The sequence below is a fragment of the Leifsonia sp. Root1293 genome, assembly GCF_001425325.1.
Classification (GTDB): Bacteria; Actinomycetota; Actinomycetes; order Actinomycetales; family Microbacteriaceae; genus Orlajensenia.
This window is the reverse complement of sequence record NZ_LMEH01000001.1, coordinates 141,591-163,139: the sequence shown is the minus strand read 5'-3', so window position 1 is coordinate 163,139 and position 21,549 is coordinate 141,591. Positions and strand designations below refer to the sequence as shown.

18 protein-coding genes are annotated in these 21,549 nt (G+C 69.5%); 8 read left to right on the top strand and 10 right to left on the bottom strand.

Features of this window, described 5'->3' with window-relative positions; translation table 11 throughout:
* Positions 1-2 precede the first annotated feature (2 nt).
* From ASC59_RS00705 to ASC59_RS00695, 3 genes are all read left to right on the top strand, one after another.
* A complete protein-coding gene (locus ASC59_RS00705) occupies positions 3-1,334 on the top strand; it encodes a DUF58 domain-containing protein (protein WP_055817465.1) in 1,332 nt (443 codons plus the stop codon).
* Between the two features lie 79 nt (positions 1,335-1,413).
* Positions 1,414-1,860, top strand: coding sequence for a Fur family transcriptional regulator (locus ASC59_RS00700; protein WP_055817463.1), 447 nt, complete (start codon positions 1,414-1,416; stop codon positions 1,858-1,860).
* A complete protein-coding gene (locus ASC59_RS00695) occupies positions 1,853-3,349 on the top strand; it encodes a catalase (protein WP_055817461.1) in 1,497 nt (498 codons plus the stop codon). Before ASC59_RS00700 ends, ASC59_RS00695 begins: the two co-directional genes overlap by 8 nt.
* A 105-nt stretch (positions 3,350-3,454) precedes the next feature.
* Here the strand turns inward: ASC59_RS00695 and ASC59_RS00690 are convergent, their stop codons facing one another.
* Complete coding sequence (locus tag ASC59_RS00690) at positions 3,455-4,450, bottom strand: stage II sporulation protein M (RefSeq protein WP_055817459.1); 996 nt, start codon at positions 4,448-4,450, stop codon at positions 3,455-3,457.
* Positions 4,451-4,466: 16 nt separating this feature from the next.
* Here ASC59_RS00690 and ASC59_RS00685 point away from each other — a divergent pair, with 16 nt between their 5' ends.
* Positions 4,467-5,318, top strand: a complete 852-nt coding sequence (locus ASC59_RS00685) for an RDD family protein (RefSeq protein WP_055817457.1) — start codon at positions 4,467-4,469, stop codon at positions 5,316-5,318.
* 95 nt (positions 5,319-5,413) lie between these two features.
* Here the strand turns inward: ASC59_RS00685 and ahcY are convergent, their stop codons facing one another.
* Positions 5,414-6,889 (bottom strand): adenosylhomocysteinase, encoded by a 1,476-nt coding sequence (gene ahcY / locus ASC59_RS00680; protein ID WP_055822564.1) that lies wholly within the window; start codon positions 6,887-6,889, stop codon positions 5,414-5,416.
* A 79-nt stretch (positions 6,890-6,968) separates the two neighbouring features.
* On the bottom strand, positions 6,969-7,187 hold the full coding sequence (locus ASC59_RS00675; protein WP_055817455.1) for a DUF3499 family protein: 219 nt from the start codon (positions 7,185-7,187) through the stop codon (positions 6,969-6,971).
* A 46-nt stretch (positions 7,188-7,233) separates the two neighbouring features.
* On the opposite strand from ASC59_RS00675, the gene ASC59_RS00670 reads away from it, so the two are divergent.
* On the top strand, positions 7,234-7,677 hold the full coding sequence (locus tag ASC59_RS00670) for a metallopeptidase family protein (RefSeq protein ID WP_055817453.1): 444 nt from the start codon (positions 7,234-7,236) through the stop codon (positions 7,675-7,677).
* A 39-nt stretch (positions 7,678-7,716) separates the two neighbouring features.
* Here the strand turns inward: ASC59_RS00670 and ASC59_RS00665 are convergent, their stop codons facing one another.
* The 5 genes from ASC59_RS00665 to ASC59_RS17085 all read right to left on the bottom strand — a co-directional run bounded on the left by ASC59_RS00665 (position 7,717) and on the right by ASC59_RS17085 (position 14,388).
* Positions 7,717-9,168 carry a DUF5719 family protein gene (locus ASC59_RS00665; RefSeq protein ID WP_055817451.1) on the bottom strand — a complete coding sequence of 484 codons (1,452 nt, stop codon included), beginning with the start codon at positions 9,166-9,168 and terminating at the stop codon, positions 7,717-7,719.
* A complete protein-coding gene (locus ASC59_RS00660) occupies positions 9,158-12,418 on the bottom strand; it encodes a glycosyltransferase family 2 protein (protein WP_055817449.1) in 3,261 nt (1,086 codons plus the stop codon). Before ASC59_RS00660 ends, ASC59_RS00665 begins: the two co-directional genes overlap by 11 nt.
* A 132-nt stretch (positions 12,419-12,550) precedes the next feature.
* A complete protein-coding gene (locus ASC59_RS00655; protein WP_082510074.1) occupies positions 12,551-12,871 on the bottom strand; it encodes a WhiB family transcriptional regulator in 321 nt (106 codons plus the stop codon).
* A 300-nt stretch (positions 12,872-13,171) separates the two neighbouring features.
* A complete protein-coding gene (galE, locus tag ASC59_RS00650; protein WP_055817447.1) occupies positions 13,172-14,143 on the bottom strand; it encodes a UDP-glucose 4-epimerase GalE in 972 nt (323 codons plus the stop codon).
* Positions 14,144-14,229: 86 nt separating this feature from the next.
* The gene (locus ASC59_RS17085; protein ID WP_157487886.1) at positions 14,230-14,388 is read right to left on the bottom strand and encodes a hypothetical protein; all 159 of its coding nucleotides are present in this window, start codon (positions 14,386-14,388) and stop codon (positions 14,230-14,232) included.
* 87 nt (positions 14,389-14,475) lie between these two features.
* Here ASC59_RS17085 and ASC59_RS00645 point away from each other — a divergent pair, with 87 nt between their 5' ends.
* Positions 14,476-15,435 carry a GlxA family transcriptional regulator gene (locus ASC59_RS00645; protein ID WP_055817445.1) on the top strand — a complete coding sequence of 320 codons (960 nt, stop codon included), beginning with the start codon at positions 14,476-14,478 and terminating at the stop codon, positions 15,433-15,435.
* A gap of 114 nt (positions 15,436-15,549) precedes the next feature.
* Here ASC59_RS00645 and ASC59_RS00640 read toward each other — a convergent pair whose 3' ends face one another.
* A complete protein-coding gene (locus tag ASC59_RS00640; protein WP_157487885.1) occupies positions 15,550-16,332 on the bottom strand; it encodes a hypothetical protein in 783 nt (260 codons plus the stop codon).
* Between the two features lie 563 nt (positions 16,333-16,895).
* Between ASC59_RS00640 and ASC59_RS00635 the strand changes: the two genes are divergently transcribed.
* A complete protein-coding gene (locus ASC59_RS00635) occupies positions 16,896-18,899 on the top strand; it encodes an acyltransferase family protein (protein WP_055817441.1) in 2,004 nt (667 codons plus the stop codon).
* On the opposite strand, the gene manA is transcribed toward ASC59_RS00635, so the two are convergent.
* On the bottom strand, positions 18,896-20,128 hold the full coding sequence (gene manA / locus ASC59_RS00630; protein ID WP_055817439.1) for a mannose-6-phosphate isomerase, class I: 1,233 nt from the start codon (positions 20,126-20,128) through the stop codon (positions 18,896-18,898). The two genes, ASC59_RS00635 and manA, sit on opposite strands and share 4 nt — an antisense overlap.
* A 130-nt stretch (positions 20,129-20,258) precedes the next feature.
* Here manA and ASC59_RS00625 point away from each other — a divergent pair, with 130 nt between their 5' ends.
* Positions 20,259-21,437 carry an acyl-CoA dehydrogenase family protein gene (locus tag ASC59_RS00625; protein WP_055817437.1) on the top strand — a complete coding sequence of 393 codons (1,179 nt, stop codon included), beginning with the start codon at positions 20,259-20,261 and terminating at the stop codon, positions 21,435-21,437.
* Positions 21,438-21,549: the final 112 nt, after the last annotated feature.

Below are 21,549 nucleotides of genomic sequence, written 5' to 3'. Positions count from 1 at the left end.
CCATGACTCTCTCCGGTCGCTTCGTCGCATTGCTCGCCCTCGGGGTGCTGCCGATCATCCTGGTCGACAGCGCGGTCCCGGGTTCCGCCGCGCTCGTCCTCCTCGGCTGGGTGTTGCTGGCAGTCGTGCTCGCCGGCATCGATCTGGCCACGGCGGCCTCTCCCCGTGCCGTCGGCGTCGGCCGGGAACTTCCGGCTCGCGTGAGACTCGGCGAGAGCGTGACCGCCGAGCTGTACCTGACGAACGCCGGTGCCCGGCGCCTGCGGGGCGTCGTGCGTGACGCCTGGCAGCCGTCGGCGGGCGCATCCGTCAGCCGATCGAGGGTCGACATCCCGGCCGGGGAGCGGCGGCGGGTCTCGATCCGCCTCACGCCGTTCCGGCGCGGTGAGCGGCGGGTCGAGACTGTGACCGTGCGCAGCTTCGGACGCCTCGGTCTCGCGGCCCGGCAGGCCAGCCTGCTCGCCCCGGGACGCATCAGGGTGCTTCCGCCGTTCACCGCGCGCAAGCACCTGCCGTCGCGGCTCGCTCGCCTGCGCGAACTCGACGGGCGCACCGCCGTGATGCTGCGCGGCCAGGGCACGGAATTCGACAGCCTGCGCGAGTACGTGCGCGGCGACGACGTGCGCTCGATCGACTGGCGCGCCACGGCGCGTCAGGGGGTGTCGGATGCCGCGGCGCAGCGACTGATGGTGAGGACCTGGCGACCTGAACGCGATCGCCGTGTCGTGATCGTCGTCGACTCGGCTCGGACGGCAGCGGCGCGCATCGAGAACGAACCCCGCATCGACACGGCGTTCGAGGCATCGCTGCTGCTCGGCGCCCTGGCATCGCATGCCGGCGACAGGGTCGACTTCGTCGCCTGGGACCGTCGAGTGCGCGGCCGGGTGCAGGGCGCTGCCGGTGCCGAGCTGCTCTCGCGCATGGTCGACTCGATGGCCGTCATCGAACCCGAGCTCATCGAGGCCGACTGGGCCGGGGTGCCCGCGCTTGTGCGAGGCGTCACCAATCGCCACGCGCTCGTCGTCCTGCTCACCTCGATCGACGCCCCGGGAGCGTCCGGAGCCCTGCTCGCCATGCTGCCGCAGCTCACGCGGCGCCACACGGTGGTGGTGGCATCCGTCACCGACCCGGGCACCCTGGCCGCCGTCGCCGACCGCGACGACCTCGAGGCCGTCTACAGGGCAGCGGCCGCCGAGCGTGCGCTGCTCGACGTCGCCAGGGTCTCGGCCGCCATCCGGCGCCTGGGGGGCGAGGTCGTCACCGGAGCGCCGGCAGATCTGCCCCCGGCACTGGCGGATCGCTACATCGCGCTGAAGGCGGCAGGCCGGCTGTAGTCGCCGACGCCTGTCGTGATATCCATGCGGTCGCGTGTCCTTATATTGAGTCATTCACGATAACTGGTAGTGTCGTCGGATGTCGTCCAGCCGCGAGAGAGAGATCCGGGTGGCCGGGCTCCGGGTGACGGCCGGTCGGCTCGCCCTCCTGGACGCCGTCGACAGCTTTCCCCACAGCGATGCCGCCACGCTGCACCGGCATCTCGTCGATTCCGGCGTCGGCAGCTCGATCCAGGCCGTGCACAACATGCTCGCGGACCTCTCCGCGGCAGGCCTGCTGCGGCGCATCGAGCCGGCCGATTCGGCTGCTCTCTACGAGCGCAGGGTCGGGGACAACCACCATCACATCGTCTGCACGTCCTGCGGTGCTGTGGCCGACGTCGAATGCGTCGTCGGCCATGCCCCATGCCTCACGCCCTCCGACACGGCCGGCTTCGCGCTGACGACAGCGGAGATCACTTTCTGGGGCCTCTGCGCCCCCTGCCAGAAGATGCACGAAGCACACACAAAGGAGATCCATGACTGACAGCCAGTACACGACGAGCCAGACCGGTTCCGCGGTACCCAGCGACGCCCACTCCCTCACCGCCGGGGCGGACGGTGTCACCGCACTGCACGACCGCTACCTCGTCGAGAAGCTGGCCCAGTTCGCGCGCGAGCGGATCCCGGAGCGCGTCGTCCACGCCAAGGGCGGTGGCGCTCACGGTGAGTTCGTCGTGACCGGCGACGTGTCGGAGTACACCCGTGCGGCAGTCTTCCAGCCGGGCGCGGTGACACCGACGCTCACGCGCTTCTCCTCCGTGGCCGGCGAGCAGGGCTCTCCAGACACCTGGCGCGACGTCCGCGGCTTCTCGGTGAAGTTCTACACGTCAGAGGGCAACTACGACATCGTCGGGAACAACACGCCCGTCTTCTTCATCCGCGACGGGATCAAGTTCCCCGACTTCATCCACTCCCAGAAGCGACTCCCCGGCTCGGGCCTCCGCGACGCCGACATGCAGTGGGACTTCTGGACGCTCTCGCCGGAGTCCGCCCACCAGGTCACCTACCTCATGGGAGATCGCGGCCTGCCCCGATCGTGGCGTGAGATGCCCGGCTTCGGATCTCACACCTATCAGTGGATCAACTCGGCCGGCGAGCGCTTCTGGGTGAAGTACCACTTCACCTCGAATCAGGGCAACGTCGAGATGGGCGGCGCCCAGGCCGAGGGCATCGCCGGTGCCGACGCCGACTACTACCGACGAGACCTGTACGAGGCCATCGAGGCCGGAGACCACCCGTCGTGGGACCTGCACGTGCAGATCATGCCGTACGAGGACGCCAAGACCTACAGGTTCAATCCGTTCGACCTCACCAAGGTCTGGCCGCACGCGGACTACCCGCTCGTCAAGATCGGCACGCACACGCTGAACCGCAACCCGGAGAACTTCTTCGCAGAGATCGAGCAGGCGGCGTTCTCGCCGGCCAACACGGTCCCGGGCATCGACATCAGTCCCGACAAGATGCTGATGGCGCGAGTCTTCTCCTACCCGGACGCGCAGCGCTACCGCGTCGGAACGAACTACAACGAGATTCCGGTCAACGCGCCGAAGTCGCCCGTGCACAACTACTCGCAGGACGGCGCTGCCCGGCACGGTTTCAAGCCGGCCTCAGCTCCGGTCTACGCTCCCAACTCCTTCGGAGGGCCCGTCGCAGACCCTGCGATCGCCGGGAGCGGCAGCTGGGAGTCCGACGGCGAACTCGTCCGGAGCGCCACCACGCTGCACGCTGAGGACAGCGATTTCGGCCAGGCCGGAACGCTCTACCGCGAGGTCTTCGACGACGCGGCCAAGGCACGCTTCCTCGAGACCATCACGGGTGCTGTCGGGGGTGTCACGATCCCCGAGATCCGAGAGCGGGCGATCCAGTACTGGACCAACGTGGATGCTGCCCTCGGCGCGGCTCTGCGGTCCAACCTCGCCACCGGCGACGAGTCGCCGAACGAGGCCGCGGAGTTCGTCGGCGTCGGCGCCTAGCAACCGACTCCCGGAGAGGCCGCCACGACCCGGTCGTGGCGGCTTCTCCGCCATTGCCGCCCTCTCGCTGGGCCCGCACCAGCGGGCTGGGGTACCCGGTCGCTCCTACGCGGCGATGATGCGGCGGGAACCGGCCTCGTACTCGCCGAGGTCGCCGGTCTCGCCCGCCCGCGCCGCTCGACCGCCGACGATGAGCATGTAGGCGTAGAAGGCCGCGGCAGCGATGACGCCGATCGAGATCTTCACGGCCCATGGCCACGGAGCAGGGGTCACGAAGCCCTCGATGATGCCCGAGATGAAGAGCCAGACGACCAGGCCGATGGCCACGGTGAAGAGCGCCCGGGCGTCCTCGGCCAGCGCCTGACCGCGCGTGCGTGCACCGGGCGCGATCCACGCCCAGAAGATGCGCAGGCCCGCAGCACCGGCCACGAACACGCAGGTGAGCTCAAGGAGACCGTGGGGCAGGATGTACTCGAAGAAGACGTCTCCCTTGTCGTAGGAGAACATGATGGCCGCCGAGACGCCGACGTTCTGGGCGTTCCCGAGCAGGGCGTAGGGAACGAAGACGCCGGTGATGCCGAGCGCGATGCACTGGGCTGCGACCCAGGCGTTATTGGTCCACACCATGCCGGCGAAGGAGGCGGCCGGGTTCTCGGAGTAGTAGTCGACGAAATCGCCGTCGGCCAGCGCCTGCCTCTGGGCATCGGTTCCGAAGGATGCCAGGACCTGCGGGTCACCCAGGGCCCAGACGGCATAGAGGGTCGAGACGAGCACTGTGGCGAGGATGACGCCGAGCGTGATCCAGCGCAGCCTGTAGAGAGCTGCCGGAAGCTGGAGGATGAAGAACCGCGGCAGCATGGCGACCGCATTGCCGCTCGCCCCGGTGAACCGCAGCCGCGCGCGTGACAACGACACGGAGAGCCTGTCCCCGGGGATCGTGGAGCCCGCCGCCGTGCGAAGGACCGAGAGCTGGGTGGCGCCCGCCTGATAGCCGGCGATGAGCTCGTCGGCCTCCTCGCCGGAGAGTCGCCGGCTTCTGGCCAGTTCCGAGAGCCTGTCCCACTCCGCGCCGTGGGCGGTCGAATATGCGTCGAGATCCATCTGATTAGATACTGGCATGGCAGACCCCGTCGTGCAGCGCACCGCGTCGAGTGGACCCGACGATTCCGGTCTCGTCACCGGCGAGGCCGTCGCACTGGACGTTCGACCGGCGAGCGTGATCCTGCGGGGTGCCGGCACCGCGATCGATGCCCTGCTCTACGTCGGTCTCCTGCTCGGGGTCGCCTGGCTGGTGGTGGAGTACGGTTCAGCCGGACTCGACCAGGCTGCACTGCGCGCCCTCGGCATCGTCGGCCTGGTGCTGTTCCTGCTCGTCCTCCCCATGGTGGTGGAGATCGCCACGCGCGGCCGGTCACTCGGCCGGCTCGCCATCGGTGCCCGCGTGGTGCGCGACGACGGAGGCGCCATCGCCCTCCGGCATTCCTTCGTGCGCGCCCTGATGGGCGTCATCGAGATCTACCTCACGTTCGGCGCGATCGCCGCCATGACCGGACTGCTCAACGAGCGGTCGAAGCGCCTGGGAGATCTGCTCGCCGGGACCCACAGCCAGATCGAACGCGTTCCCCGCTATGTGCCTCCGCGGCAGGGCATGCCGCCCATGCTGACCCAGTGGGCGCAGGTGGCCGATGTCGCGCGTCTCCCCGATCCCCTGTCACGGCGGATCGCGCAGTTCCTGTCGCAGGTCGATGCCCTGGTGCCCGCCACTCGAGCACGCACTGCGGAACAACTGGCTCGTGAGGCGTCGGTCCACGTGTCCCCGCTGCCCGAGGTGGCCGCCGAGACCTTCCTGTGGGGAGTCGCGACCCTGCGCCGTGAACGGGAGGCAACAGCCCTGCGCCTCGAGCAGGAGCGTCTGGCTGCGCTGGAGCCGGTGCTCGCCGGATTGCCGCACGGCTTCCCCGAGCGCTGAGGCGCTCCGCGCTCGCCCGCCGAGGCCCGACGAAGTCGCGGCCGAAGCGACGCTTCGATCGCGGACTGCGTCCGGCCCTCAGCGGGCAGTGAGCATCAGTAGCGGTAGTGATCGACCTTGTACGGGCCGTCGACGGGCACGCCGATGTAGCCGGCCTGCTCCGGGGTGAGTTCGGTGAGCTCGACGCCGAGGGCGTTGAGGTGCAGACGGGCGACCTTCTCGTCGAGGTGCTTCGGCAGCACGTAGACGCCGATGGGGTACGCCTCGGGGCGCACCCAGAGCTCGATCTGAGCGAGAACCTGGTTCGTGAACGAGTTGCTCATCACGAACGACGGGTGGCCCGTCGCATTGCCGAGGTTCATGAGGCGACCCTCGGAGAGCACCAGGATGGAGCGACCCGTGGGCAGGCGCCACTCGTGCACCTGCGGCTTGATCTCGATCCTCTCCGCACCGGCCAGCGACTCGAGGCCGGCCATGTCGATCTCGTTGTCGAAGTGTCCGACGTTCGAGACGATCGCGAGATGCTTCATCGCGAGCATGTGCTCGAGCGTGATCACGTTCATGTTGCCCGTGCCGGAGACGAAGATGTCGACTTCTCCGACCACGGACTCGATACGCGAGACCTGGTAGCCGTCCATCGCAGCCTGCAGAGCGCAGATGGGGTCGACCTCGGTCACGATCACGCGAGCGCCCTGGCCGCGCAGGGCCTCCGCTGCGCCCTTTCCGACGTCTCCGTAGCCGGCGACGAGAGCGACCTTGCCGCCCATGAGCACGTCGGTGGCGCGGTTCAGGCCATCCGGCAGCGAGTGGCGGATGCCGTACTTGTTGTCGAACTTGCTCTTGGTGACCGAGTCGTTGACGTTGATCGCCGGGAACAGCAGCTGCCCGGCCGAGTGCAGCTCGTACAGGCGGTGCACTCCGGTGGTGGTCTCCTCGGTCACGCCCTGCAGCTCGGCTGCGATGCGGGTGAACCTGTCGGACGACAGGCCGAGCGAGGTGCGCAGCGTGTCGAGCACGACGCGGTACTCGTGGTTGTCGGCATCCGTCGCCTCGGGAACAGCCCCGGCCTTCTCGAACTCGAGACCCTTGTGGACGAGCATCGTGGCGTCGCCGCCGTCGTCGAGGATGAGGTTCGGTCCGACCCAGTCGGCACCGGCCTCAGCGGCCTCCGCGCTCCAGTCGAAGATGCGATCGGTGCACCACCAGTACTCCTCGAGGCTCTCGCCCTTCCAGGCGAAGACCGGAACGCCGGCGGGGGCCTCGGGGGTTCCGGTCGGGCCGACGGCGATCGCAGCGGCGGCCTCGTCCTGCGTCGAGAAGATGTTGCAGCTCGCCCAGCGCACCTGGGCCCCGAGTGCTGTGAGCGTCTCGATCAGCACTGCGGTCTGCACGGTCATGTGCAACGAGCCTGCGATGCGGGCACCGGCGAGCGGCTGCGTCGGACCGAACTCCTCGCGGAGGGCCATGAGTCCGGGCATCTCGTTCTCGGCGAGACGCAGCTGGTGACGGCCGGCTTCGGCGAGGCCGAGGTCACGGACCTTGAACGGAAGTGCGGTGGCAGTGGAGGTCATGAGAGCCATTCTGTCATTCGCGGCGCTCGGATGCCGCAGATGATCGTGGCGGGCGGGGTGAGAGCGTCGGCGCCGGCGTTCAGGCGCCGAATCCGGCCTCTCCCAGCACCTTGTGCCTGATGACCTGCCAGCCCTGGGGCGCGGAGAGCCGCTCGGCATGACGCACGCAGAGATCGTAGCTGTGAGGCTCGTGACTCATGGCGAGCGGGCCGAGGACGGCCATCGAGTCGGCGTACACGTAGGTGAGCGTTGCCACCGCGTCAGCAGTGCACGCCACCCGCGAGCAGGATCTGTTCATATCCCCCTCAGATTACCCGCGCGCTCGCGCGAACTAGGATGGCGACATGCCCCGATCACGACGCACGCCGCGCACCGCGCCCTCGGCGCGACGGGGAATCCTCGACCGTCATGGCCGGGGTCTGCGGTCCGCAGTGACGGGGCCGTACCTGCCGATGATCCGCGGCCGCATCGACCTCTTCGAGTCCACCGTCGCATCGACGGCCGAGTACCTCCGCGGCATCTGGCCAGAACTGGACGACGTGAAGTTCGAGATCGCGGCCGCTCCCGCCGAGGCTCTGCACGGAGACCACGTCGATCGGTGGCACGTGAACCTCGAGGAGCGCCGCGTGGTGCTCTACAGGGTTCCCATCCAGCGCATGGCGAAACTGCACCGCAACGACGACCTCCATCAGCGCATGATGGTCGAGAGCTGTGTCTTCCGGGCCGTCGCCGACCTCATCGGCAAGGATCCCTGGGATCTCGATCCCGATCGCTACCGCGGCATCTGAGGCCGCCCGGTCGTCAGCCGGACGGCGCCGTGCCGACCGTCAGCGCGTGTAGACGGTCACCGGCGCTGCGAGGCCTCCGACCGGGTTGACGGCGAACGACGCGAGTCGGACCGAGGTCTCGTAGCCGATCGACGCGATGATGCCGGCGGCGTCGGTGATCTCGTAGCCGGCACCGGCGTCGATCTTGAAGGACAGGGCCGTCGCCGCAGGGACGTCGAGCTCCCGCGTCGTGCCGCGCGCCGAGGTGAGCACAACAGTCGCGTCATCCTCGCCCGGGTTCCAGACGTGCAGCACCGGGGTCGCACCGCGGGCCGCCGCCACGAGGGTCGGCTCGTCCGTGAGCGGAGACGATGCCGTGAACCAACCGAAGTCGCGGCCGCTGTTCCCGCTGACCGCCGACCGGGCCGACGCCACGACGGGCTGGTCGGTGTCGACTCGCACGGTGTAGGCGCCCGGGCCGAGTTCGGTGAGGGGTGCCTCGACGGTGACGCCGGGTTCGAGGTCGACGGTGAACGATGTTCCCGCCGCTCCCTTCTCCCCAACGACGCTGACCGTCGCCTGCGTTCCGGTGTCACCGGGAACGAGAAGGCGCAGGCCGGGCTGCTCGTCCGAGTAGCCCTCCTCGGCGCCCGGCTGGGCTCCCGGGTCGGCCGCCGTCGACGATGAGACCGTCAGGCCCGCGATGAGCGCCGTGGTGTCCGGGTCGGCGGTGGGGCCGACGATGTCGACTCCGCCGGGCTCGAGACCGCGCACGGTGCTCTGCTGCAGGGATGCAGCCACTTCCCCACCGCTCGACGTGACATGCACGACAGGGGACGCGACATCCGGTGCGAGGCCGGCGAGAGAGACGACGCGCTGCGAGTTCGGCTGCACGAGGATGCCTGTCGACCCGGGGGCGTCGATCGGGCCGGACTCGCCGTAGACGGCGAGGTCGACGGTGGCCAGCACGCTGGATGGATTGTTCAGGAGGACGAGAGTGGTGCGTCCGATCTCGGTGGAGCCGCCCACGAGCCAGGCGTCGGGTACCGCCTCGGTGCACGCTGCGACGGCGAGGCCGGCCTGCGTGTCGGTCGACGCGACCTGCGACTGGCTCGCCGCGACCAGCGGCGGCTCCGTCGCGTCCGCCGGTGCCGGAACCGTCACGAGCGTCGGCCCGCCATCGGAGTCTGCGGCATCGTTGTCCGGCGCCTCCAGGCTGGACTCCTCGGGATCGGGCTCGCCGGATGCCGCGGCGGCGGTGACGTTCGCGCTGCCGATCGACGATGCCGCCGTCGCCTGGGTCGCGTCCTCGGCGAGGGCCAGGATGGGGCCGGGGCAGACGCGCTGGGCGTCGGTCGGCACCGGGACGACCCGCTGTGCAACAGGAGTGACGGAGTAGCTCGGCCACGGCACCAGGACGGCGGCCGCGACCGCTCCGACTGCGATGGCGACCCCGGCCAGCCCGGCGATCGAACGCCCGCCGACGACGGCGATTCTGCGCTTAGTCGACATCGCGCTTCTCCTCGGTCGGGTTCGTCAGTGTGGTCTCGTTCGTCGTGGTCTCGTTCGTCGATTCGGTCTCGGTGGCCGGGCTCGGTTCCTGATCCGGCGCTGGAGCTTCATCCGCATCCGCATCCGCATCCGCATCCGCATCCGCATCCGCATCCGACCGAGCCTCAGCCTCGGGATCGGGCACGGGATCCGGCTGAGCGGCGTCGGCACCCGGGGTGGCCGCCTCACCGTCGCTCGGCGACTCCGCCGCGCCCTGGGCGGCGTCTGCGTCGGCGTCGGCCTCGGCGACGTCGGCAGCCGCAGCGGCATCGCCGGTCGACTCCTCGGTCACGCCGTCCTCGGGCAGGTCCTCCTCGGCGATGATCGCACCAGCGGCAGCCCGACGGGGCGAGCGGCCTGCTCGACGCTCGCGGCGCTCCCTGGCCGCGCGCCGCCGCGCGGACTCGGGCGGAAGCTCTCGGCCGACCCCCGTGGGGATGGACAGCAGCAGCGTCGCGCCGAAGACGACGGCGGCCAGGATCAACGATGCCGTGCCGATCCACCCGCCGGCGTCGGCGGGGATCGCGGCCGACGCGGCATCATCCTCGTCGGTGTCGACCCGCCAGAGCATGCCGTAGTCGGTGCGGCCGACGGGAACGAGGGTGGAGTTGCCGTCGAGGGCTGCTGCGGCGCGACGGGTGACCTGGACGGCGGCGGCGGTCGGCGCGGCGCCATCGATCCGAACGGCGGGCTCGAGCAGGACGAAGCGGATGCGGTTGGCGTCGAACTCGGCCGCGGCGTCGAAGGCACTGCGTGACGTCAGGTTGCCGGCCAGCGTGGCGATCTCCTCCTGCGACGCACTCACGTCTCGGTCGGTCGACGCGAGCACCGACTGGTCGTCGAGCGTCGTTCCCGACCCTCTCTGCAGGTCGGCGAGGATGCCGCCGTCGGGCTGGGGTACGAGAGCCAGGGTTCCCGCGCGCGGATCGCCCGCGGATTCCGCCGAGACGAAGGCCGGCAGGATGCGGTTCGTGGTGGCATCGACGGCGGACTGTCCGAGCGGAACAGCGAGGGCGAGAGGGGCTGCGACAGCCACGAAGCAGACAGCAGCGACGATGGCGGGCACCAGTGAGTACCGCGGGATGGCGTTGAGGCCGATGGTGACGGCGCCGACGATGCCGAGCCAGTACAGGCTGAGGCCTGTCCCCGCCCACACCGGAACCAGCTGGGATCCCGTGGTGGCCACCACGATGAGCGTGGCGGCGAGGGCCGTCGCGAAGCCGAGGAGGGACACCCCGAGGGCGAAAGCTGCGCTCCGGAAGCCCGGCAGGAACAGGGCGAGCAGCCCGAGGATCGCGAGCGGCGCGAGGAGCACGGCAACCACGATCTGCGGCTGGAGGCCGTCGATCGGGATCAGAGCCAGAGCCTGGTCCCAGCCGCCGAATCCGCCACCGGGGAACCCGAGGAGGAGTTGCCAGACCGATGCCGGCGTTCCGGCCAGGGGCACTCCGGGATCGGCGACCAGCGCGATCCAGTTGGCCCGCAGGGCCTGGTCGAGCACCAGCGGGGCGATCAGGGCGAGTGCCGGAATCGGAATGCCGACGATGCGGAAGAAGCCGCGCCCGCTGATGATGAGCAGCACGATCCAGATGACGAGGAGCGCGGGCGTCAGCGATGGCGCGCAGGCGACGATCGCCGCGAAGATCAGCGCCGTGGTGGCGGATGCCGACCAGGACCTGGCCGCGGCGAAGCCCGCGAACACGAGCCACGGCAACAGGAGATGCGTGAGCACGGCGGCCGGTCTACCGTCTCCTATGGCCGTCAGGAAGGTCGGCGCCAGCATCCAGAGCACGGCGGCGATGGCCCTGAGGCCTCCGCGATCGGTGAGACGCGTCGCGGCGAACCAGGCTCCGAGGGCCGCCAACGGCACCGCAGCGACCCAGAGCGCGAGGATCACGGCCGACGGCGACCAGAACGCGAGGGAGCCGAGAACGGCGAGCACGGCGGCGAACGGGTCGGCGGCGCCGACGAATCCGGCACCCAGATCGCGCCATCCGTAGCCGATGTTCTGCCAGAGCTCGGCAGGGGTCGAGCTCAGCGGCAGCAGTCCGCCGCCACCGACCGCTGCCGATCCCACGAGGGGTGCCGCGACGATGAGGCCGACGACGACCGCCGCGAGCACGGTCCAGGCTCCCCCGGAGGTGAGGAAGCCGATCTCGTGCCTGGCGCCGCGAGCGCGTGCGATGCGCGCCTCGCGGGCGAGAGCACGACGGCGACGCATCTCGGCCGGGGTGACGCGGAGCGACGCGATGACCGACCAGGGATTGCTGCGGGTGCGTGCGATGCTGCGGCGGGCGGCCGCCGTCTTGATTCCCGTGAATGCCGCGGTGAAAGCCGCGGCGAACTCCCCGCCGATCCGGCCGGGCTGCTTGCCGAGCAACGCGACGATCGAGCGCAGGATCGCGAGCGGCACGAGCGACAGCCAGTGGACGGGCACCAGCACGGCCGGTGCGTACACGAGGCGGCGATGCAGTTGCGCGGCGCGCTGCTGACGAGCGCGACGTCGACGGATGCGGCCCTTGTGCGATGTGTTCGCTCCGGCGACACCGTCTCCTGCTGTCGCCACGCGCGCGGCCGGAGCGACGGACACCCGGTGTCCGGCCAGGCGGGCGCGCACGCAGAAGTCGAGCGCGTCGTCGACGACGGGCAGCCCGGGATCGAACCCGCCCAGGGCGTCCCAGACCGTGTGGCGCACGAGCATGCCGCCGGCCACCACCGCGAGCACGTCGCTCAGCGAGTCGCGCTGTCCCTGGTCGAGCTCGTCCGAGACGAGGGCGACCGTCGCGCCCTGCGTCGTGAGGGACTCCCCGAGCGAGCGGATGAACTCTCCGCGCTCCCAGTCGAGCAGCTTCGGTCCGGCGATGGCGACGGATGGCGCCGTCTCGAGCGCGGCCACGAGCTCGGCGAGGGCCGTCGGCTCAGGCGCGGTGTCCTGCGCGATGAGCCACAGCAGTTCGTTCGGCGCCGTGGGCGGAGTGGTCACTCGCACGGCCGTGGCGATGGCCCCACCGAAGGTGAGATCCGAATCCGCGGTGATCAGGTGCGTCGGACCGAACTCCGCCAGCAGCGCGTTGGTTCCATCAGTCGACCCGCAGTCGACGGCGATGACGGCGTCGGGGGCCATGGTCTGGAGGGAGAGAGCCTCGAGAGTCCGCGGAAGGTGCTCCGCGCCGTTTCGGGCGACGATGATGGCGGTGACTCTGGGTGACATATCGGGGAAAGCCTAAGTTGCGCTCGCCGACTCGCATCGCGTGCCGCCGGGCGTGGCCGATATCCGATTCCCCCGGATCGTGTCGCCCGTTGGGGTGCCAGAGATCGGCGCCCTGCAGTCGGGCAGCGTCGATCAGACCGCGCGCTTGCGGAGCTTCCGACGCTCGCGCTCCGACAGGCCGCCCCAGATTCCGAAGCGCTCGTCGTTCGACAGCGCGTACTCGAGGCACTGGGTGCGCACCTCGCAGGAGGTGCAGATCTTCTTCGCATCGCGCGTCGATCCGCCCTTCTCCGGGAAGAAGGCCTCGGGGTCGGTCTGGGCGCAGAGCGAGTCGGACTGCCACGCGAGTGGGTTGTCGTCGTCGACGTTCTGCCGAACACCGGGAACCCCCAGCGTGATCGGATCGACGAACCAGTCGTCGGGTACCCCAGCACGATAGTCATTGGCTGCCATATCGTCACCCGCCTTATTTCTTCCGACCTGCGAACCGCGTGTCTGAAGTAATTACACCGGTGTAACTCGCCCGAGTCAAGTCGCAAATCGTAAACCCTCAACGAACCGTCGAGAGTTGCGACGCGCCGCGGAAAACTCGGCAACGCGCACGCCGCCACAACTCCCCAGAGGGGGTTATCCCCGTTGAGGGGTCAATTTCGAGGCGGGGCGCCGTGGGCACCAGTCGAGTGCGTCCCGGCGAGTCGTGGCGAATGGCCGGGGGCTCTTATCACCACGACGGAACTGAACCTCCGAAATCGCTCAGACTCCGGATGCGGCCCGCCTCCGTGAGTCCCACGCGCTCTGCACCATCTCCTCGAGCGTGTGGCGCATCCGCCAGTCCAGGTCGCGGGCCGCCTTCTCCCCCGATGCCACGATGCGGGCGGGGTCACCCGGCCGCCGAGGCGCTCGTTCCGGCTCGAAGTCGATGCCCGTCACCCTGGCGATGGTGCTCATGATCTCGCCGACGGAGACGCCGTCGCCGCTGCCCAGGTTGTAGACGGCCTCGATCGGCTCTCCGGCGTCGAGCCGCTGGGCCGCGACGACGTGAGCCTGCGCCAGATCCGCGACGTGGATGTAGTCGCGCACGCACGTCCCGTCCGGGGTCGGGTAGTCGGTGCCGTTGATGCGCGGGGTGCGCCCGTCGAGGAGAGCCTCGAAGACCATGGGGAAGAGGTTGTGCGGGCTGGAGTCGTAGAGGTCGCTGGCACCGGAACCCACGACGTTGAAGTAGCGCAGGGAGGTGTGGGCCAGTCCCGTGGCCACTTCCTGGTCGCGCAGCAGCCACTCCCCGATGAGCTTCGATTCGCCATACGGCGACTGCGGATCCTTCGGCGTGTCCTCTGTGACGAGATCGGTGTGCGGAGTGCCGTAGACCGCCGCACTCGACGAGAACACGATGCGCCCGACTCCGGCATCCGCCATGGCCCCCAGCAGCACTGCCGTCGCGGTGACGTTCTGCTCGTAGGTGTGCAGCGGGCGCTGCACCGACACCCCGGCGTACTTGAAGCCAGCGACGTGCACGACTCCGGTGATGTCGTTCTCGACGAAGATGCGCGCGAGCAGTTCGCCGTCGAGGATGGTTCCCTCATAGGACGGCACGGAATCCGCGACGAACGAGCGGTGGCCGCTGGACAGGTCGTCGATGACGACGACGTCGGTGCCGGCCTCGGTGAATGCCCGTACCACGTGCGATCCGATGTAGCCAGCTCCACCCGTGACCAACCACGCCATGGGCGCCTCCCTCGTCTGATGTCTCCGGTGCATCCGACCGGGATCTCCAGACTATCGGCGCGCGGGCGACGGCGCGTCGACGGACGTCACTCCCAGCGGGCGTCCCAGCGCTCGCCGTGACCGGCGTGCCGGGTGCGGTCGCGGATCTCGGGCCGGCCGTAGCCGTCGTTGTCGAGACCGAGGATGGTGGCCAACGCGCCCCAGAACACGAGGGCGACCAGTGCGATGAGAAGAATGATGGACATGGCAGTAAATCTAGGGTTTGCGCGTTACCGCCACGAGTGGCAGAGTGGACACTGTTCGGTACATTCCTGCCAATCGGAGAACCTGCCATGGCCCTCAAGAAGATCGTCTGCCTCACCATCCCCGGGATGGCGCCGTTCGAGTTCGGCGTGATCTGCGAGGTGTTCGGCATCGATCGGCGCGAGCACGGCGGACCCATCTTCGACTTCCACATCGTGGCTGCAGAGCCCGGCCCCATCCCGATGAAGATGGGCTTCGACATCGTCGTGCACGAGGACCTGAGCGCCGCAGACGATGCCGATCTGATCGCCGTGCCCGCCTACCTCGGGGACGGCAGCGCCCACCCCGAGATCGTCAGGGTCATCCGCGAGGCCGAAGCGCGCGGAGCCTGGGTCATGAGCGTCTGCAGCGGCGCGTTCCTGCTGGGTGAGGCCGGCATCCTCGACGGACGCCGGGCGACGACCCACTGGATGTACACCGACAGGCTCTCCGCCGAGTATCCGCTGACGGATGTCGACCCCGACGTGCTCTTCGTCGAGGACCGCCGCGTCGTCACGGGTGCTGGAACCGCCGCGGGCATCGATGCCGCCCTGCACATCGTGCGCAAGGAGCTCGGCGCGTCGGCCGCCAACGTCGTGGCCCGTCGCATGGTCGTCCCACCGCAGCGCGATGGCGGCCAGTCGCAGTTCATCCAGACGCCAGTCGTCGAGTGCCGCAGCGATTCCTTCGCGCTCGTCACCGAGTGGATGCTGGAGAACCTCGACCAGGACCTCACCGTCGACCAGCTCGCCCGCAAGTCGCTGATGTCGAGCCGCACCTTCGCCCGCCGGTTCCGCGCCGAGCTCGGCACGACCCCGACGGCGTGGCTCAACCGTCAGCGCCTGCTGCGAGCGCAGCAGCTGCTCGAGGAGAGCGACCTCAGCCTCGAGGAGATCGCCGGCGACTGCGGGTTCGGTGGAGCTGCGGTCATGCGGCACCACTTCATGAAGGTGCTGCAGACCACGCCGACCGCGTACCGCCGTACCTTCGGGGCCCGCCAGCTGGCCTGAGGCATCCGCTCGCCGGGCTCGCGCTCGGCTCGCGGCGCTCGCGCTCCGCTCGGCCGCCCCGCCGGGGTCTGGAAAGCGAGGCCTTTCTGCCCGGGATCGCCCGACCTGGCGCCCTTACGCAGGTCCGCGCCGTTTTCTCCTCGCTTTCGAGCCTGCCGACTCCCGGCGATCCCGCTCGACGAGGGCGACCATCGCGGCGAGGCAGCGCGCCGGGTCGGTTCGAAGCAGTGGATAGCTGAGGCGGAGCACCCGGTCTCCGCGGATGGTGCTGGCCACGTCGCGCTCACGATCGCGGCGGAACGACGACTCGGTGTCGTGCCACCGCTCGCCGTCGACCTCGACGTACGAGTGCGGTCCGATCCTTCCGTCGAGCCTGCCCACGCCGGGCACCTCGATCTGCGGTTCGAACTCGAGGCCGTTGTCCCGGCAGAGCAGGCGCGCCTGCGTCTCGCCGCCGGACTCCGCTCTCCCATCGACGTCATCACGCCACGCCTGCACCCTGCGCGGCGCGGCGGCGAAGACGCGGGCGAGTCCGGCCTCGTCGATGCCGGGAGAGCCGTTCTTCGCGCGATTCAGCGCCGAATCGATGCAGCGGATGGCGGTGAGCCTGTCGGCGGTGGCGAGGAGATGGCCGAGCGCCTGCTCGATCGTGACCCACCAGGTCTCGCCGGACGGCGCGACATCCGACCAGAAGACGCGCCACCGCCCACGGTCGGCCGCCACCCTGCGCGCTCTGCGATCTCCCGGGCGGCGCAGTTCGTTGGCGTTGGGACGCACCACGATCTCGACGCGATGCGCCGGGTCGACCCAGATCCCGTAGGTCTCGAGCGCGGCCTCGCCGGTGAGACGACCGCCGATCCGCACGGCCTCCACTGCAGCGGCGGGGGCGTCAGGCACGCTGAACCACCCCTGCCTCACACGGAAGATCCGGTGCTCGGAGAGAGCGGCATCGATCGCGCCATCCGTGAAGCCGCGCCTGCGGAGCTCCCGCCTCGGCACGAAGAGACCGTCTTCCCGAACCGATCCCGCCACCGACGGAGCCCCCGCGCCGGCGATGGCGCACCCGGGCATCGGCCGCGAGGCGCTCCTGCTCCCCCGTACCCGAGGAGAACCTGCTCCGGTGTCCGACCTCGCGCGGAGAGCGGGGCCGGCCGAGTCGGACGAGACGGATTCGTGCCGCTGGATCGTCATCCCGCGATGCTGGACCGCATCCGGATGCGGCAGGGGCCACAGGCCCGCCTGAGGAGAGCCGACCACCGTCCGCTCGGCGTGAAGGAGCCCCCGCCGGGGTCTGGAAAGCGAGGACTTTCTGCCCGGGACAGGCCCCTGTGCGCTTCGAGAGCCGTCCACGCGTCTGAAGTCCTCGCTTTCCAGAAACGCAGCCCGACCCCCGAACAGGTGACACCGGATGCTCACGCGACGGACACGGGGAGGAAACACCGACTCCCTAGCGTTGGGGCATGGCGGGTCGGGGGCAGCGCACTGACATCCAGGGCATGCGTGCCCTGGCTGTGGGCATCGTGGTTCTGTTCCACTGCGGCGTGCCATGGCTGCCCGGCGGTTACGTGGGCGTCGACGTGTTCTTCGTCATTTCGGGATTCCTCATCACCACGCATCTGTTGGGTTCGCTCACCGGCGACGGCGGCATCCGTTTCGCCGACTTCTACGCCAGGCGGGCCCGGCGCATCCTGCCGGCATCGCTCGTGGTCGTCGCGCTCACGGTTCTGGCGTCGATCCTCTGGGTGCCGCCGCTCATGCTGCGTCAGGTGTTCACGGGGGCCATCGCCACAGCGCTCTACGTGCCGAACATCCTGTTCGCCGTGCAGGGGACGGACTACCTGGCCGAGACCGCTCCCTCGGTCTTCCAGCACTACTGGTCGCTCGGGGTCGAGGAGCAGTTCTACCTGATCTGGCCGGCACTGCTCTGGGTGGGCTTCACCCTGTGCCGTCGCTCGACCCGCGGCCTCTTCGTCGTGATCGCCGTGATCGTCGCGGCGTCGTTCCTCGGTGGTCTCATCCTCACCGTCGCGAACCCGCCATGGGCCTTCTTCTCCCTGCCGACGCGCGCCTGGGAGCTGGGCGCCGGCGGACTGCTGGCCATGGTGATGCGCACGGATCCGGCTTGGGTGCGCTCGCGCGCAGCCGGGGTCGCCGCGTGGCTCGGCCTTGCCGCCATCATCTGCGCCTCGCTGATCTTCGACGAGACCACGCTGTTCCCCGGCTACGCCGCCCTGCTCCCGGTGCTCGGCGCGGTGCTCATGATCGCCGGCGGCGACGTCGCGACATCCTGGTCGCCCGGTCGCGCTCTGAGTGCGAAGCCGCTGCAGATGCTCGGCCTCATCTCCTACTCGGTCTACCTCGTGCACTGGCCGCTCATCGTCATCCCGCAGCAGGCGGCCCCGCCCTCGGCGCCCGTGCCGTCGTGGGCGCTGCTGGCTCTCGGAGCGGCGAGCGTTCCCCTCGGAGCTCTGCTCTACCGCTTCGTCGAGACCCCGTTCCGCAACCCGCCGGCGCTGGCGAGGGCCAGGCCTCGTCGCAGCCTGCTGCTCGCAGGAGCGGCATCCGTCGTCGTCGTGGTGTTCTCGGCCACGGCTGCCCAGGCGAGCTCGGCACAGCGCCTGGATTCCGGAACAGCCGCCCCGGTGAGCGCGCCACGGATGCACCCGGTCGGCACGGAATTCGTCGCCTCGAACATCAGCCCAGCGCTGCGCCTGACCTCGGATGACAACCCGGCGATCTACGACGACGGCTGCCACCGGGACATCCCGAGCACCGATGCCGACGCCTGCACCTTCGGCAGCGATCCTGCTGCGCCGAGGGTCGTGCTGTTCGGGGATTCGCACGGCGCCCAGTGGTTCCCGGCGCTGCTGCCCCTGGCCGAGGCCGGGACCGTCCTGCTCGAGACTGACACCAAGAGCGACTGCCCGTCGGTGCTCGTCGATCCCGAGAACGTCGAGCCCTATCCGCAATGCGACCGCTGGCGTCACGACGTGATCGAGCGACTGAACGCCGATCCTCCGGCGCTCATCGTCCTCGCCAGCTACTCGGAGCACTATCGGCCGGCGGACGTCTCGGCGGCCGGATACGCCGAGCAGTGGCAGACCGCGCTCGAGAAGACCGTCGCCGCCCTCCCCGCCGTGCCGATCGAGTGGATCACCGACACCCCGCACCAGGCGGCCACCCCCTCGATCTGCCTGTCGGCGCACCTCGACGACGCCGACGCCTGCGCCGTCGACCGGGACGACGCCATCGACCTCGAACTCCAAGAGCGTGAGCGCACCGTCGATGGCATCGGCTGGGTCGACATGAACGACTACGTCTGCGGGCCCCAGAAGTGTCCGGCTGTCATCGGCTCCTACCTCGTCTACCGCGACCGGGACCACCTGACCGCTACGTACTCACGAGCCCTGTCCCAGCAGCTCGCGGCCAAGCTCGACCTGGCGTCTCTCGAGGGCGGTGGCTAGGCCCCGACTGTCGCGAGGTAGACCCGTCCGGCTCCGGTCACGGTCAGCGTTCCCTCGTCGGGGGTGACGTACACCGCGTCACCGCGCCCGATCGTGACGGATGACCCGGCGCCGTCGATCGCGACGGTTCCCTCGGTGCACAGCGCTATTGCCGCTCCCGACAGGGGAACCGACGCCGAGGTCCCGGCCGACGCATCGACGTCGTAGAGCACGAAGTCGGGCACATCCGGCCTGAAGACGTGGACTCCGGCCGACGGCGTCTCCGGTGCGAGCTGTGGCTCGTCGACGGGAGTGAAATCGAGCACGTCGAGCAGTTCTTCGACATCGATGTGCTTCGGAGTGAGCCCTCCGCGCAGCACGTTGTCCGACGCCGCCATGAGCTCGATGCCGAGACCGGAGAGGTAGGCGTGGATGTTCCCTGCTGGCAGGTACAGCGCCTCGCCAGCCCGCAACGTCACACGGTTGAGCAGGAGCGAGAGCACGATGCCGGGGTCGCCGGGATAGCTCTCGGCGAGGGAACGCACCGTGGCGTATTCCACCGCGAAACGGCTCGTCTCGGGCGCGGAGCCGGCGAGCTGAACCACGCGGCGCACGAGCGCGTCGACGGCGCCGCTCTCACGCCCAGAACGCAGTAGCCACTCCACGGCGCTCCGCAGCGGATCGGCATCCGAGAGGCGTTCCCAGAACGGATCGAAGACCGTCGGGTCTGGGTCATCGGCCCACCCGAGGACGGTGAGCTCCTTCACGATGTCGCGTGCCTCTGCGAGCGGACGGAAACCGCACAGGGCGTCGAACGTCGGGCTCACCGCCACGACGAGCTCTGGCTTGTGGAAGGCGTCCTTGTAGTTGCGCTCCGGGGAATCGAGCGGGATCCCCGCCGCATTCTCCCGCGCGAATCCGGCCTGCGCCTGCTCGGGCGACGGATGCGCCTGCAGCGACAGCGGTCCTCCGGCGGCGAGCACCTTCAGCAGGAACGGCAGCCTGGCTCCGTGCCTGGCAACGTTCTCGGTACCCAGGGCAGTGGCGGCATCCGTCTCGATCCAGTCGGCCAGGTCGTCGGCTCCCCCGGTCTGCGCCGGGTCGTCGATGCGACTCGGCGAACCGGAGTGGGCGCCGAGCCACAGCTCAGCCTCCGGCCCACCCGATGCCGGAGTCCCGAGCAGGCCGGCGATGGCCGACGTCGAGCCCCAGGCGTAATCGCGCGGGGTGTTGCTGATGGCTACAAACATGCTGCGTCCTTGTCGATGGCGATTGCCTCAAAACTACCAACGGGTTTGGACGCCCGGATGCCGGGCGTATCGTGGCCCGAGGATTCCAGACCCCCGTCCCGCGGGGGTCGCCGTATGCACTGGAGCAGACATGACGTTCGACATCCTCGCCAGCGACTTCTACAGCTACGAGAGCCTTCTGAGCCCGCAGGAGCAGGAGGCGCTCGGCGCCATCCGCTCCTACCTCGAGACCGAGGTGAGGCCCATCGTCGGCGACTACTGGAACCGTGCGGAGTTCCCCATGCAGATCGTGAAGCCGCTGGCCGAGCTGAACACCTTCCGCTTCGGCTGGGCCGAGACGAAGCCGTTCGAGAACTCAGCGGTGTTCCGCGGCTTCGTCGCCCTCGAACTCGCCCGCATCGATGCATCCGTCGCCACCTTCGTCGGCGTGCAGAACGGCCTCACCACGGGTGCGATCTCGGTCGGCGGCTCGCAGGAGCAGAAGGACGAATGGATCCCGAAGCTCGCCAGCGGCGAGGTCATCGGCGCCTTCGCCCTGACCGAGCCGCTCTCCGGAAGCGACAGCGCCCAGGGCCTGCGCACAACGGCAACGCGCGACGGCGACACCTGGACCCTGAACGGCTCCAAGCGCTGGATCGGAAACGCGACCTTCTCCGACATCACCGTCGTCTGGGCGAAGGACACGGCCGACGGCCAGGTGAAGGGATTCATCGTGCCGACCTCGACCCCCGGCTACACGGCCACCAAGATCGAGAACAAGATCAGCCTCCGCTCGGTGCAGAACGCCGACATCACCCTCGAGAACGTCGTGGTTCCCGAGAGCCTGCGGCTGGCGAACGCCAACTCGTTCAAGGACACGGCCAAGGTGCTGCGCCTGACCCGCGCCGAGGTAGCCTGGGCAGCCGTCGGAACCGCCGGCGGCGCCTACGAGGCGGCCGTGAAGTACGCCGGCGAGCGCGTGCAGTTCGGCAAGACCATCGGATCGCACCAGCTCATCCAGGACCTGCTGGTGAAGTGCCTCGGCAACATCACCGCCTCCATCGGCATGGTCGTCCGGGTGTCCGAGATGCTCGACCGCGGCGAGCAGCGCGACGAGCATTCAGCTCTCGCCAAGGCCTACACGACGGCACGGATGCGGGAGACCGTCGCGTGGGCGCGGGAGTCGCTCGGAGGCAACGGCATCGTCGTCGACTACGACGTCGCCCGCTTCTTCGCCGACGCAGAGGCCATCTACTCCTACGAGGGCACCCGCGAGATGAACACCCTCATCGTCGGTCGCGCCATCACGGGCAAGGCCGCGTTCGTCTGATCGGCGGCTCGGCGTTCGACGGCCCCGTTCCGGATGGAGCGGGGCCATCGTCGTTCCGGCGTGCGTCCCGGCCGGTGTCACCCGGTCCTGGCTCCGTCGCCAACAACGTCGG

Bases quoted from the DNA above. Each gene is read 5' to 3' on its own strand.
- ASC59_RS00700 (WP_055817463.1), top strand. From the start codon at position 1,414: ATGTCGTCCAGCCGCGAGAGAGAGATCCGGGTGGCCGGGCTCCGGGTG.
- ASC59_RS00695 (WP_055817461.1), top strand. From the start codon at position 1,853: ATGACTGACAGCCAGTACACGACGAGCCAGACCGGTTCCGCGGTACCC.
- manA (WP_055817439.1), bottom strand. From the start codon at position 20,128: ATGTTTGTAGCCATCAGCAACACCCCGCGCGATTACGCCTGGGGCTCG.
- ASC59_RS00645 (WP_055817445.1), top strand. From the start codon at position 14,476: ATGGCCCTCAAGAAGATCGTCTGCCTCACCATCCCCGGGATGGCGCCG.
- ASC59_RS00660 (WP_055817449.1), bottom strand. From the start codon at position 12,418: ATGTCACCCAGAGTCACCGCCATCATCGTCGCCCGAAACGGCGCGGAG.
- ASC59_RS00655 (WP_082510074.1), bottom strand. From the start codon at position 12,871: ATGGCAGCCAATGACTATCGTGCTGGGGTACCCGACGACTGGTTCGTC.
- ASC59_RS17085 (WP_157487886.1), bottom strand. From the start codon at position 14,388: ATGTCCATCATTCTTCTCATCGCACTGGTCGCCCTCGTGTTCTGGGGC.
- ASC59_RS00670 (WP_055817453.1), top strand. From the start codon at position 7,234: ATGCCCCGATCACGACGCACGCCGCGCACCGCGCCCTCGGCGCGACGG.
- ahcY (WP_055822564.1), bottom strand. From the start codon at position 6,889: ATGACCTCCACTGCCACCGCACTTCCGTTCAAGGTCCGTGACCTCGGC.
- ASC59_RS00675 (WP_055817455.1), bottom strand. From the start codon at position 7,187: ATGAACAGATCCTGCTCGCGGGTGGCGTGCACTGCTGACGCGGTGGCA.
- ASC59_RS00705 (WP_055817465.1), top strand. From the start codon at position 3: ATGACTCTCTCCGGTCGCTTCGTCGCATTGCTCGCCCTCGGGGTGCTG.
- ASC59_RS00685 (WP_055817457.1), top strand. From the start codon at position 4,467: ATGGCAGACCCCGTCGTGCAGCGCACCGCGTCGAGTGGACCCGACGAT.
- ASC59_RS00635 (WP_055817441.1), top strand. From the start codon at position 16,896: ATGGCGGGTCGGGGGCAGCGCACTGACATCCAGGGCATGCGTGCCCTG.
- galE (WP_055817447.1), bottom strand. From the start codon at position 14,143: ATGGCGTGGTTGGTCACGGGTGGAGCTGGCTACATCGGATCGCACGTG.
- ASC59_RS00690 (WP_055817459.1), bottom strand. From the start codon at position 4,450: ATGGATCTCGACGCATATTCGACCGCCCACGGCGCGGAGTGGGACAGG.
- ASC59_RS00665 (WP_055817451.1), bottom strand. From the start codon at position 9,168: ATGTCGACTAAGCGCAGAATCGCCGTCGTCGGCGGGCGTTCGATCGCC.
- ASC59_RS00625 (WP_055817437.1), top strand. From the start codon at position 20,259: ATGACGTTCGACATCCTCGCCAGCGACTTCTACAGCTACGAGAGCCTT.